Source organism: Kribbella sp. NBC_00382, assembly GCF_036067295.1.
Lineage (GTDB): Bacteria > Actinomycetota > Actinomycetes > Propionibacteriales > Kribbellaceae > Kribbella.
The window spans coordinates 815,297-827,776 of record NZ_CP107954.1 but is presented as its reverse complement, the minus strand read 5'-3'; the positions used below and the strand labels follow the sequence as shown (position 1 = coordinate 827,776).

The following is a 12,480-nucleotide window of genomic DNA, read 5'->3' as shown; positions in this document are numbered from 1 at the left end:
AGAAATCATGGTCAAGCGTTCCTGGCGCCTTCCGTCGCGCCGGCTGGTCCTCACCGGGGTCGCCACTCTCGCCGTTGCCTCCGTGGCCGGCGGGGTGGCGTACTCCGCCGGGGTGGCGACCCAGCAGCCGGCGATCCAGACGTCGACGCCGCGGTCCGAGAAGCAGGTCACCAACATCGACGTACTGCGGCAGCAGCTCCGCAACTACTACGGTGACCCGCTCGGCACCGGCACCTTCGGGGCGGACAGCAACTATGCCAAGGAGGCCAAGTCGGTCGCCAAGGACGGCACCCGGTTCCTGGCCGGGCGGCACCACACGCGTGGTACCAAGGCGATCCTGCTGGATGTCGACGACACGTCGCTGGCGACCTGGAACTACGAGATCGCCAGCAACTGGGCGTTCAACCCCGGGACCAACGGCACCTTCGTGACCGAGCAGCGCTTCCCGGCGGTACCGGGCATGGTCGACCTGGTGAAGTCGGCCGAGCGTGAGGGCTACGCGATCTTCTTCCTGACCGGGCGCGGTGCGGCCCAGGAGCAGGCGACCCTCGGCAACCTGACCGAGGACGGTGTCGGCGTCGACGCCGGCTACCCGAAGCCGACCGGTCTGCGCAACGGCGAGGACGGCCTGTTCACCAAGCCGGCCGTCGCGGACTACCCGGCGTACCTGAAGACCGCCTGCGCCGCCGACCCGAACGGCTCCTGCACGACGATCCACTACAAGTCGGCCACCCGGGCTCACATCGAGTCCCTCGGCTACGACATCGTCGCCAACTTCGGCGACCAGTTCAGCGACCTCAAGGGCGGCTATGCCGACCGCACCTTCAAACTGCCGAACCCGAACTACTACCTGCCCTGATCCACTGCTAGCGGGGAAGGACGCCGACCAGCACCGTTCGCAGAGACTCGCGGAGGGCGGGGGCGAAGGTGATCCGGAAGGCCGCGATCTCGGGGTCTGACTCGTAGACGGCGATGATCGCGGCCGACGGGTGGGCGTGGGTCCAGACGACGCCGGTGAGCATCACGGTTGCTGCGAGCAGCCGGCCGGCGCCGTCCTCGCCGAGTTCGGGGAGCCGGGCGAGGACCTGCTGGATCATCACGCCGTAGTTCGCGATCGAGCTGCGTTTGAACGCGGCAGCGACCTCGACGGAGACGTTGTGCTCGAGTACGGCAGCCTGCGCGCTGATCAAGGCGCACAGCATCGGCCGTGACTCCAGCGTCGTGACGATCGCGTCGACCAGTACGCCGGCGCGGTCGTCGACCGACGCTGCCAAGTCGACGGTCGCGGTCAGCTCCGCGTCGAACTGGTCCATCCACTCGCGCGTCTCGGCGTCGAGCAGCTCCAGCAGGACCGCCTCGCGGGAGTCGAAGTAGTTCAGCACGTTCGACTTCGCCAGGCCGACGCGGCGGCTCAGCTCGTTCAGGCTGAGCTGCGCGACGGGCATCTCGGCCAGCATCGCCGCGGCGGTTTCGAGGATGGCCTGCCGCCGGACGGCACGCTGCTCCTCGCTGCGGGCCCGCTGGAAAGTCGTCATGGTCACAGTCTACAGACCGCTGGTCTGTTGTCATCAGACCAGCGGTCTGATAGCTTCGTTCGTAACAGACCGGCAGTCTTTTACGAAGGAGCAGCTCATGTACGACGTCCCGGACCAGACCGGCAAGTACGCAGTGGTGACCGGCGCGAACAGCGGTACCGGCAAGGAGACGGTCCGGCGGCTGGCCGGCGCCGGCGCGCGGATCGTGATGGCGGTCCGGACTCCGTCGAAGGGCGAGGCCGCCCGCGCGGAGATCCTGGCGCAGTACCCGGAGGCGCAGTTGGAGGTTCGCCGGATCGACCTGGCCGACCTCGACTCGGTCCGCGAGTTCGCCGACGGGCTGATCGCGGACGGCAAACCGATCGACCTGCTTGTCAACAACGCCGGCGTGATGGCCCCGCCGTCGCGGATGACCACCTCCGACGACTTCGAGCTGCAGTTCGGCAGCAACTTCCTCGGCCCGTTCGCGCTGACGCTGCGGCTGCTCCCGTTGCTGCTGGCCGCGCCCGCGCCCCGCGTGGCGACGATGAGCAGCGGGGCGGCGAACTTCGGCCGCATCCACTTCGACGATCTCCAATGGGAGCAGAGCTATCGCTCCACCACGTCGTACGCGCAGTCGAAGCTGGCCGACCTGATGTTCTCGCACCAGCTCGCGGCGATCGCCCGGGAGCGTGGCTGGAACCTGATCAGCAACGCCGCCCACCCGGGCTTCACCAGGACCAATCTCCAGTCCACCGGCCCGAGCCTCGGCCTGGACAAGACGCCTTTGCTGGTGAGGTTCTTCGAGCGGTTCAACCCGCTCCCGTCGCAGGAGGTCCAGCAAGGTGCCGAGCCGTTGCTGTACGCGGCGACCAGTCCCGAGGCGACCGCCGGCGCGTACTACGGTCCGAGCAACTGGTTCGGGATGGTCGGTCCGACGAAGGTCGCCAAGTCTCCGCGCCGATCGCTCGACGAGCAGACCAATGCGCGGCTCTGGCTCGAGGCCGAGCGCCTCACCGGAGTTTCACTGCCCAGCAGGGTCGCTTGAGCCTGGCTGGGCGAGCCCAAGCAACCTATGGTGCGGAGATGAGCCAGTGGTCGCAGGGCGAGATTTACGAGTCGTACGTCGGGCGGTGGAGCCGGCTGGTGGCCAAGGAGTTCGTGGAGTGGCTGGACCAGCCGGAGGGACTGCGCTGGCTCGACGTGGGCTGCGGGACCGGGGCGTTGACGACGGCGGTCCTTGCCCAGGCAGAGCCGAGTGCAGTGGTCGGGGTGGATCCGTCGGAGGGCTTCGTCGGGTTTGCCCGGAGTGCTGTGAAGGATGAGCGAGCGCGCTTCGAGGTGTTGCCGGCGGGGGAGCTGAGCAGCGAGGCGATCGGTGGGGCGGTCGACGTGGTGGTGGCCGGGCTGGTGCTCAACTTCATCCCGGACCGGGTGGATGCGTTGCGCCGGATGCGGGAGCTCGGCCGGACGGTCGCTGTCTACGTGTGGGACTACGCCGATGGCATGCAGTTGATGCGGTACTTCTGGGAGGCGGCGGGCGACCTCGTACCGGCGGATCGGGAGCGGGACGAAGGGCGGGCCTTCCCGTTCTGCAATCCTGCCGGGCTCGAAGGGCTGCTCACCGAGGCCGGCTTCAGCGACATCGAGACCCGCGCGATCGTCGTACCGACCGTGTTCGAGTCCTTCAATGCTTACTGGACGCCGTTCCTCGGTGGTCAAGGGCCCGGACCTGCTTATCTCCGCAGCCTTCATCCCGACACTCAGACAGCGATCCGGCATCTGGTGGAGTCGCGGCTGCCGACCAACCCGGACGGCTCCATCGAGCTCACGGCACGCGCTTGGTCAGCCCGCGGTACGTCGCCAGTTGCTGCGCAATAAGCCGAACAACAGGTCGTCGGTCCACTCGTCCTTGAACCAGGTGTTCTCCGGCCTGAATCCCTCCTGCTGGAAGCCGAGTCGTACCAGCAGACGTGCCGACGCGACGTTGCGTGCGTCGACCTCCGCCGAGACCCGGTGCAGATCGCGGTCGACGAAGAGGTGTTGGAGCAGCCCGCCGACCGCCTCGGTCGCGTAGCCCTTGCCCTGGTGCTCCTGGGCAAGCGTGTAGCCGATGTCGGCCTGCATCAGGTTGTCGAAGGTGTTCAGCCCGATGTCGCCGATCAGCAGCCCGTCGAGCGCGATCGCGTACTGGAACCAGCCCGGCTGCAACGGATCGCCGTCCGCGAAGCTCGCGACCTTCGCCTGCGCCTCCTCGAGGCCGAAGGGCGCGTTCCAGGACTGGAAGCGGGCCACCTCGGGCACCGACCGGTAGGCGGAGAAGGCCTCCGCGTCCTCGGGGCGGAAGTACCGCAGCTCCAGTCGTTCGGTCGTGATCATCCACCAAGTATGGATGTCAAGAAGGGCCGTTCGGCCTCGTCCTTGTGGTGAGGGCCGCGACGGGCGGACCGGGACGGAGGAGGCCGATGAAGTACCTGCTGGTTCTGCAGGTCGATGCCGGGGTGCAGTTGACGACCGGGCAGAGGGAGGCCGTGGACGCCGGGCGCGGCGAGTTCGAGCGGATCGCGTCCGAGGCCGGCGAGCTGGTCAGTACGCAGGCGCTCGCTGATCCGTCGCGGAGCACGGTGATCCGCAGTAGGCGCGGCCGGCCAGAGGTGGCGGCCGCGCCTTCGCGGGAGGACTACATGGGTGGGTACTACCTCGTTGACGTCGACGATCTGGAGCGTGCGGTCGAACTGGCCGGCCTGCTTCCCGACGTACGGATCGACGGCCTGGCCGTGGAGATCCGCCCGATCATGGGCAGCTCGGGCCTCGATTTCAGATGCTGAGTGTCAGATAGCGGGTTGCGCCGGCCGCTCCGCTGACGTCGACGGTGAGCTTCTTGCCGCGGAAGGTCAGGTGGATGGTGGTGGCGAGTTGGGTCGGGTCGGAGACGGCCAGCTCCACGTTGCGGCCACGGATCCGGGCGATCACTGAGCAGGGGGTGTCTGCCTGGAAGTCGCCGACTTGGCCGGGTTGCCAGAAGTTCATCAGGGTCAGGCTGAGCGGCATGCTGGTCACTGCCTGCACCGCCGCCGTGTTGCGCAGTACCAGCACGCCGGAGGCCTTTGACAGCTGCTTGGTCCGGGCTGCCGAGGCTCCTGGTGCTACTAGATAGCTGTACGCCGATCCGCTCGGGTTGACGCCATGGTCCTGCCACATGGTCAGGTAGCGACGAGTGATTGGCGTGGGGGGACCTCCGGTGTTGATGTCGTGCCAGGAGCCCGTCCGTTCCTCGCGGCGGAGTTGCAGGGTCGAGCCGCTGGGGAAGATGTACCCGCCTACGCCGTCCAGGTGCGCCCACCTGGCATTGCTGACCGTCGCCGAGTCACCTAGCGCGGGGACCCTCCGCACGTCGTCCACTGTCAGGGCGTTGGTGCCAGTGCTGTGCAGGTTGCGGTTCTCGATCACTGTCTCGACCGGATAGCCGCTAGTGCCCGTGATGCCGGCGCCTAGCGCTACGACGTACTCGTCGAGGCAGAACCAGGACTTGCGGGCTCTCATGGGAGAGGCCGGGCCCTGGAGGTCTTGGCCGACCGCTGCATAGCCGTCGAGCGTGCTGCCGCCAGCCCATGCGGTGGTGGGGCGGAGTGCGCCCCACTCGCCGCCGGCCTTCGGGGGTAGTGGGAGCTTGTCCACTGTGATGCCGGGCAGCCGCGTGCGATCGACAGTCGGCCAGAAGGCATCGGCGTACTGGCCGTTGTCCTTGTCGTAGAGATACGTCATGCCGGAGCCGGTGTGGTAGCCCAGCTCGTTCTCGCCGTTGCCGCATTCGTAGTACGTGATCCGGCGGCTGGCCATCGAGATCGAGTACGCCCAGCCGGAGCGGCGATGCACCGAGCGGTCCATGCTGGCGAACAGCGTGTGCCCGTCGCGCTCGGGCGCCGGGGTGATGCCGCTGAGCGACTTCACCAGGGCCACTCGCGGGATCGTTGCCCCCGACAACATGTTGCCGTAGGTGTCGCGCTGCAGCCAGCCGGCCACCGCGGACCGCCATTGAGTGGCCAGCGCGGTGTCGACCCCGGCCGCGAGGCGCAGGATCGCTTCGGCCGCGGTGTAGCCGTCGTTGTGGTCGGAGGCGTTGAACCGGGAGACCGCGCGGCCGCGGACGAAGTCCATCATCCGTGCGTCGTGGACGACCGGAAGGTACGCCTTCGCGACGGAGTCGAAGAGGATCTGGCGCTTCGGGTCGGTCACCTGCCAGGGTGAATTCGCCAGCAGGGCAAGGAGTTTGCCGATGCCGCTGAGCAGGACATGACCGTACGTTCCGGTGTAGGCGACCCAGGTGTGCTGGACGAACGAGCCGTCGCGGTAGAAGCCGTCGCCGGTCGTGACGTACTGCCAGGTGTCGCTGAGGCCGTCGCGGGCGTGGGTCAGCTTCGCCTCGTCGTCGGTGATGAGGGCGCGGACGATGATCGCCTGGCAGAGGTCGACCCGGTTCGCTCCGGTGGAGAGGACCTTGCGCTCGGGCGGGAACATCCAGTACGGGTCGGCGACGAAGTGGTCGATGGCGGCGCAGTAGCGCTCACGGGTTGCTGGTGGGAGTTCGGAGTACAGGAGGACCAGCGTGTTGGCGAGGGGGCGGGTGGCGCCGATCTCCCACGACCACCAGTTGCCGAACTCGGCTGTGCTGGGGTTGTAGATCAGCTGGTCCATCGACTCGAGCGCGGCCTGGATGTCTGCGAGCAGGGAAGCGTTGCCGTGGTACGCCGAACCAGGAGTGGCCCAGGCGGTCGCCAACTGCTCCAGGCGGACGTAGGTGTTGGCGATCGACGGGTCCTGGTTGAGCGGGTAGTCGGTGAAGACGGTCTTGCGGCCGGTGGTGCGGTCGAGCTTGGCCAGCGATGCGTTGACCCCGGTGTCGAGCCGGGTCAGCGCTGCGGCGTAGTCGGGGTCGGTGGGGTCGATGGACGCGCCACCGGTCAGGTCGGCGACCCACTTGGCCCGCAGCGCTGCGAAGTCAGCGGGGGCGGCGAAGGCGGTGCTGGGGAGGTGCATCGCCGCGAGGGTAGCGGTGCCGGCGGCCAGGAACGTACGACGTTTCAGCATGGCGGAGGTTCCTTCAGAGAGGCGGGATCACTGAGGAGGGCAGCGGGGGTCGCTCCTCGCCCCGTGCGTGCTGCGCGGCACTCGGCACGGCACCTCGCCGCACTGGAGCAAAGGCCACGATGGAAAAACATCGAGGCCTTCACTCCAGCACGCCGAGCTACCGCACCGAGCACCTGCTCGCGACTGCACGGGACGAGGAGCGACCCCCGTTCGCATGAGTCTCTGGGAAGTCATTCCTTCCGTCAATAGATTCATGCTAATGAATTTCCAGGTAGAGTCCGTGCATGAGTGCGTCGGAGGCGGTGCGGGGGCAGAAGGCCCGGCATCTCGCGGAGGAGTTGCGGCGGGGGATCGCCGAGCTGCGGTGGCCGGGCGGGAAGTTGCCGACCGAGCAGCAGATCGCCGGTGAGCAAGGGGTCAGTCTCAACACCGTGCGCCGGGCGGTCGACCTGCTGGTGCAGGACGGGCTGGTCTACCGGCGGCAGGGCTCGGGGATGTATATCGCGACCAACGAGACCGGACCGCTGATCGGGGTCGCGGTGCCGTCGATGACGTACTACTACCCGCGCATCATCGTCGGGATCGAGCGGGAGCTGGCCAAGCAGGGTGCGCAGATGCTGTTGCGCAGTACCGAGTGGGACAGCGCCGAGGAGCGGCTGGCGGTCGACGGTCTGATCGGTGCGGGCGCGGCCGGGCTGATCCTCGCGCCGGACGGTCCATCAGGGGTTCAGGAGCTGGAGGATTTGGACCTGCCGATCGTGCTGGTCGAGCGCGGCTTAGAGGATCCGGCGACGGTGCACGAGTTCGTCGGGACCAATCATGCGGCGGGGGCGCGGGCGGCGCTCAGGCATTTGCGTGGGCTCGGGCATACCCGGATCGCTTATCTGGAACGCGTCAGCCCGCATACGGCTCCGCAGGTCAGGGCCGGGCTTGGTGACGTACCGGTGCTGATCGATTCGCGTGAGCGCTGGAGCAACTCCGCCGCTGATGAGTTCCTCGATGAGGTACAGCGCCAGCGGGTGACTGCGGTCATCTGCTTCGCCGACCGGGAGGCTACGGTGCTACTCAATGCGGCGCTTGCTCGCGGTATCGAAGTACCGGGGGAATTGTCGGTGATCAGCAATGACGATGAGGTCGCCGATCTGTCCGAGGTGCCGATGACGGCGGTTTCCCCTGCAAAACTTGAGGTTGGGCGGATCGCGGTGGAGTTGCTGCGCGCGCGGCTGGCCGACGCGGATGCGCCGCGCCGGCAGGTGTCGCTCGTGCCGCGACTCGTCGTCAGGGAATCGACCGGGCCGGCTTGACCGCCTGGCAGGTGAGCAGGAGCGGGATGGGATCGCCTGGGAGGTGCCAGAAGCCGTCGTCGCCCAGCTCCATGGCGGGATGACGCTGCCGCAGATCGAGCGGCAGTTCGTCCAGGTGCTCGATCTGCGGAGACCCGCGTCGAGCGATATGGGCCGAAGCTAACTTGTCAGACGACCTTGAACCACAGGTTTGTCGCCAGCGGTACCTCAGTAGTGCTGAGTCGTTCGAGCTTCACCGTCCGTCCGCCCGGGTGCTCGAAGAGGCGGACGCCGTCGCCGAGCATGACCGGCGCGATGCAGGTCAGTACCTCGTCCAGCTCGCCCGCTTCCAGACACTGCCGCGCGATGTCCGCGCCGAGCACGTTCACGTACTTGTCGCCCGCGGCCTCCTTCGCCTGTGCCAACGCGCTCGCGAAGTCATCCACGAAGTACAGGTCGGTTGCGCTCGGCCGGAGGCGGTGGGTAATGACGTACTGCGGACCGTCCCACCCACCGCCAAACGCCTTGCCCTCGCCGGGGTCGCCCTTGTGCGGGTCGTCACCGTCGAAGGTCCGCCGGCCGACCAGCAGCGAGCCGATCTGCCCGATCAAGTCCCGTACCTCGGGATTCGGCCCGAGGTACGGGGTCATCCATTGCATGTCACCAGCAGGGCCGGCGATGAAGCCGTCCAGCGACATCGTCACCGCGTAGAGCACTTTTGCCATGGTTCCTCCAAGAGTCGTCGCCATAGAGACGAGCGACCCCTGGAAAACTCATCGCTTCAGGCAGATTGCGGCCCGACGTCGGCGGGGTTGAGGGGCCGATTGGTCGGTGTGGCCGTGCTGTATTCGTCCGCACCGGTGTCGGCGCGACCTGAGCGGGGATTGCCGTCCAGGTCCCGGGTGACGGTCGAGTACGTCTTGCTAGCGGCGTTGATCGCTGGGCTCGAAGACGTCAGCCGACGGACTCCGTCGGAGCCCGTTGCCAGCAACGGATCCTTGCGGCTGAAGCCCGACGCGGGGATATTGCCGTTGCCGGCAGCGCCCCAGAGCAGGTTGCCCGACCAGGTGATGCCCTGCTGGTACGGCATGTCGACGAGCTGACGCCCCGAGTCACCCACCAGAAGGTTGTCGGAGATCGTGCAGCCCAACGGCGGCAGTGTGCGCATGGTCTCGCCGGCGATCGCGGTACCGCAGGAAAGTACGGTGTTGAGCGCGATCGTCACCCGGTCCGGAGCGTCGTTGCCCTTGCGGCTCTCCGGGGAGTCGTCCGGCTTGTCGTCGCGGACCGATCCGCTGCCGAGCACGATCCCGGCGCCGGTCACCTTCTCCACGTAGTTGTTCACCACCAGGTGGTCGTTGCCGTACATCCGGATGCCGTTGGTGCCGTTGAGGATGAAGTTGCCCTCGACCCGCGACCGGCTGCCGTGCCGCAGCACGATCCCGCCGAGGCTGTTGCGGACCGTGTTGTCCCGGATGGTGTTGCTGCACGACTTGGTCGAGATCGCCTCCGGGTCGCCGTTGGCCCGCTCGAACAGGTTCTGCTCGACGATCGCGCCGGCGTCGCTGAGGGACCGGCCGCTCAGCCCGAGCCGGATCGGCTCGCCACCGTTGGAACCGCCGTAGGTGTGGTCGGAGAAGTAGTTGCGCAGGATGTGCACGCCCTTCGCCATCCCGGCCGAGCCCAGCCCCTCGACGCACAGGAAGACGCCGAGCGACGACTTGTTGTGGAAGTGATTGCGGTCCACCTTCGAGTAGTCCGAGCGGACCATCAGCCAGTTGAGCCCTTCGGTGTTCGCGAGCTGGATGTCGTTGCGGCTGAGCCGGAGATGGGTGCAGCTCGTCGGCAGGTCGATCATCGTGCTCTGCCGGAACCGGAACCCGCTGACCGTCACCCAGGACGAGTCGGCGAACGTGAAGCCCTGGCTGCCGGTGAGCGTCACGCCGCCGACCGATTCGGCCTGCACGACGATCGACGCGGTCGAGTTGCCGTGCTTGCCCTGGATCGCGATCGGCCTTCCGGACGGTACGGCGTAAGTGCCGTTCGCCAGGGTGACCGTGTCGCCGGGGTTGGCGGCGGCGATCGCCGAGCGCAATTGGTCGAGGGTTGTCACTCGTACTGCGCGAGCCTGGGTGGCGGTCGCGCTGGCCAGGGTGGGGAGCGCGGCGGCGAGGCCGGCGCCGAGGGCGGTACTGGTCAGGAAGGTCCTGCGGTCCATGGTGTCCTCCGGTCGGGGCGGTGATCCGGACGGCCGGCGCGACTGCGCCGGCCGGTGGCTCAGTCTGGGGCGGCCTCAACACCAACGGCAAGCGCTTGCTGGAGTGTCGCCGGGCGATGTCCCGTGGGCTGGAACGCAGTTCTAGCAAGGTTCCGCAGGGTAGGAGATCTGGGGCAGCCCGGGGCAGTTCGAGGGCAGATCGGCGGTAAGGGTGTGCTGGCGGTGTACAGAGCGAATCGCTGCGATAGCCTCCGGTAATCGCGATTTTCGGATTCGGGCGGGTGGAGATGGACGAAGGGACCGGCGACCGGCGCAGAACAGGGCCGGACGTCGACATGCAACGGCCGAACGACGCTCGGATCTACGACCTGCTGCTCGGTGGCAAGGACAACTACGAGAGCGATCGGCAGCTGGCCCAGCAGGTGCTCAAGGTCGCGCCGGAGATGCCCGAGTTGCTGCACGCGAACCGGCGCTGGCTCGCCGAGGTGGTCGAGCGGCTGCTGCGCGAGGCGGCCGTGGTCCAGTACCTCGACCTCGGCTGCGGCCTGCCGACCACGGACAACACGCACGAGATCGCGGCCCGGGTGAACCCGAAGGCGAAGGTCGTCTACCTCGACAACGATCCGACGGTGATCCGGCACGGCCAGGCGCTGCTCGCCGACGACCGGCACAGCTTCTTCGCCGAGGGCGACCTGTCCGATCCGGCCGCGGTGCTCGCCAATCCGGTCATCACCGGCGCGCTCGACCTCGACCGGCCGGTCGCGGTGATCCAGTGCCTCGTACTGCACCACATCCGCGACACCAAGGAAGCCCGCAGGATCGTCTCCGGCTACCTGGACGCGCTGCCCTCGGGGTCGTACCTCGCGCTGACGCACCCGTGCAACCCGCGCGACGGCAGCGTCCGGGCGGAGTTCGCGACCGGTGTGGAGGAGAAGCTGCGGATCGGCTTCAAGGCCGTCACGTTCCGGACCCCGGACGAGATCGCCTCATTGTTCGAAGGTCTTGAACTGCTTGAGCCCGGGCTGGTCAGCCTCGGCGAATGGTGGCCGTCCCCGACCGCCACGCCCACCGGCGCCAGCCGCCTCATCATGGCCGGCCTCGCCCGCAAGCCCTGATGCTGTGACCTTCTCATGAAATAGCTGGTGTATCACCGGCCAATCCCTCGATGATGGCTGCATGTCTGCTGCGAAGGCTGCTGCCGCTTACTGATCCACGCCCTGTTAATCAACACGGTCGCGTGATCGATGACCCTGCCCAGTGGCCGGGTCCCTCAAGCGTGCAGTTTTTCCTTCTCAGGGAGCCCCATGCCCTCGCAGCATCTCGAGATTGCCTGTGACGAGTCCGGATTCACCGGAACGAACATGCTCGATCCCACCCATGAACTCATCACCCACGCCGGTGTGCACCTCGAGCCGGAGGAGGCGGCGGAGTACGCCGCCCTGATCCGCACGAGATTCCACCGCTACTCGGCCACGGAGTACAAGGCCAGCCAGCTCCTCCGCAACCGGATCGCGGTCGAATGGCTGCTCGGCACGTTGTCCGGCCGCGCGACCGTGCACCTCACGGACAAGACGTACTTCACCGTCACCCGCCTGGTCGACCTGCTGATCGGCGAACCGACGTACGCCGCCGGAACCAGCCTCGCGCTCGACCTGCGCCCGGTCGCCCGCACCCTGCATCGCGCCGGACCGATCGTCTTCGGTGCGACGAGGTGGCGCGCGTTCCTCGACACGTTCGTCGAGATGATGCGCCACAAGCGCTACCGCCTGATCGACGGCCCTTGGGTGGCGCACTTCCTGCAGACGCTCGACGGAATGCGCTCCGAGCGGCTCGACCCGCTGATGCAGCCGCTCCGCGACGCCCGGCCGCAGCTGTTCCACGTCCTCACCGAACTCCAGGACGACCGCTCGCCGGTACCTCCGCCGCTCGAGCCCTTGATCCCCGCGCTCTTCGAAACCGCCCGCCTGTGGACGGCCGACGGCTCCTCGATCACGATCCTCCACGACGAGCAAAGCGCCCTCACCCACCACCGGGTAGCCCAGGTCGGCGCACTCCTGCGCACGGTCTCCCCGAACCCGGAACCCCTGCGCGGCCTCACAATGCTCGACTCCCGCACCGACCCCCGCATCCAGCTGGCCGACCTCCTGGCCGGCACCGCCCGGTACCTCGCCACGGCCGAACTCCGCAACCGCGCCGACCCCCGCCTGACCGCGCTGCTCCGTCCGTACCTGGCACCCACCTCCCTCTGGTCCGACCAGTCGAGCTGGCAACGACTGACCGGAGGGCTCGTGGTCCGCTAACCCCACCTCCTCTTTGTTCTTTCTTTCTGTCTGTGACGAGCCGTTGACGAACAGAGATTCGGGCTGCAACCTTTGGC

At 67.6% G+C, this 12,480-nt stretch carries 12 protein-coding genes; 7 read left to right on the top strand and 5 right to left on the bottom strand.

Going from position 1 to position 12,480, the window contains the following annotated elements:
• The first annotated feature begins 7 nt into the window (after window positions 1-7).
• Window positions 8-859, top strand: a complete 852-nt coding sequence (locus OHA70_RS04135; RefSeq protein ID WP_328328678.1) for an HAD family acid phosphatase — start codon at window positions 8-10, stop codon at window positions 857-859.
• A 7-nt stretch (window positions 860-866) separates the two neighbouring features.
• Here OHA70_RS04135 and OHA70_RS04130 read toward each other — a convergent pair whose 3' ends face one another.
• Window positions 867-1,535: a TetR/AcrR family transcriptional regulator gene (locus tag OHA70_RS04130; RefSeq protein ID WP_328328676.1), complete on the bottom strand. Its 669-nt coding sequence runs from the start codon at window positions 1,533-1,535 to the stop codon at window positions 867-869.
• A 97-nt stretch (window positions 1,536-1,632) separates the two neighbouring features.
• Between OHA70_RS04130 and OHA70_RS04125 the strand changes: the two genes are divergently transcribed.
• Both OHA70_RS04125 and OHA70_RS04120 read left to right on the top strand, forming a co-directional pair.
• Window positions 1,633-2,562: an SDR family oxidoreductase gene (locus OHA70_RS04125; protein ID WP_328328674.1), complete on the top strand. Its 930-nt coding sequence runs from the start codon at window positions 1,633-1,635 to the stop codon at window positions 2,560-2,562.
• 38 nt (window positions 2,563-2,600) lie between these two features.
• A complete protein-coding gene (locus OHA70_RS04120; RefSeq protein ID WP_328328672.1) occupies window positions 2,601-3,395 on the top strand; it encodes a class I SAM-dependent methyltransferase in 795 nt (264 codons plus the stop codon).
• On the opposite strand, the gene OHA70_RS04115 is transcribed toward OHA70_RS04120, so the two are convergent.
• On the bottom strand, window positions 3,360-3,893 hold the full coding sequence (locus tag OHA70_RS04115) for a GNAT family N-acetyltransferase (protein WP_328328670.1): 534 nt from the start codon (window positions 3,891-3,893) through the stop codon (window positions 3,360-3,362). The genes OHA70_RS04120 and OHA70_RS04115 overlap by 36 nt on opposite strands.
• An 86-nt stretch (window positions 3,894-3,979) precedes the next feature.
• Here OHA70_RS04115 and OHA70_RS04110 point away from each other — a divergent pair, with 86 nt between their 5' ends.
• Window positions 3,980-4,342: a YciI family protein gene (locus tag OHA70_RS04110; RefSeq protein ID WP_328328668.1), complete on the top strand. Its 363-nt coding sequence runs from the start codon at window positions 3,980-3,982 to the stop codon at window positions 4,340-4,342.
• On the opposite strand, the gene OHA70_RS04105 is transcribed toward OHA70_RS04110, so the two are convergent.
• Complete coding sequence (locus tag OHA70_RS04105) at window positions 4,332-6,602, bottom strand: polysaccharide lyase 8 family protein (protein WP_328328666.1); 2,271 nt, start codon at window positions 6,600-6,602, stop codon at window positions 4,332-4,334. The two genes, OHA70_RS04110 and OHA70_RS04105, sit on opposite strands and share 11 nt — an antisense overlap.
• Before the next feature lie 284 nt (window positions 6,603-6,886).
• Here OHA70_RS04105 and OHA70_RS04100 point away from each other — a divergent pair, with 284 nt between their 5' ends.
• A complete protein-coding gene (locus OHA70_RS04100) occupies window positions 6,887-7,906 on the top strand; it encodes a GntR family transcriptional regulator (RefSeq protein WP_328328664.1) in 1,020 nt (339 codons plus the stop codon).
• A 167-nt stretch (window positions 7,907-8,073) separates the two neighbouring features.
• On the opposite strand, the gene OHA70_RS04095 is transcribed toward OHA70_RS04100, so the two are convergent.
• The gene (locus OHA70_RS04095) at window positions 8,074-8,610 is read right to left on the bottom strand and encodes a dihydrofolate reductase family protein (protein WP_328328662.1); all 537 of its coding nucleotides are present in this window, start codon (window positions 8,608-8,610) and stop codon (window positions 8,074-8,076) included.
• A gap of 56 nt (window positions 8,611-8,666) precedes the next feature.
• Complete coding sequence (locus OHA70_RS04090) at window positions 8,667-10,103, bottom strand: polysaccharide lyase 6 family protein (protein WP_328328660.1); 1,437 nt, start codon at window positions 10,101-10,103, stop codon at window positions 8,667-8,669.
• A 287-nt stretch (window positions 10,104-10,390) separates the two neighbouring features.
• On the opposite strand from OHA70_RS04090, the gene OHA70_RS04085 reads away from it, so the two are divergent.
• Both OHA70_RS04085 and OHA70_RS04080 read left to right on the top strand, forming a co-directional pair.
• Window positions 10,391-11,218: an SAM-dependent methyltransferase gene (locus OHA70_RS04085; protein WP_328328658.1), complete on the top strand. Its 828-nt coding sequence runs from the start codon at window positions 10,391-10,393 to the stop codon at window positions 11,216-11,218.
• 189 nt (window positions 11,219-11,407) lie between these two features.
• Window positions 11,408-12,403 carry a hypothetical protein gene (locus OHA70_RS04080; RefSeq protein WP_328328657.1) on the top strand — a complete coding sequence of 332 codons (996 nt, stop codon included), beginning with the start codon at window positions 11,408-11,410 and terminating at the stop codon, window positions 12,401-12,403.
• Window positions 12,404-12,480: the final 77 nt, after the last annotated feature.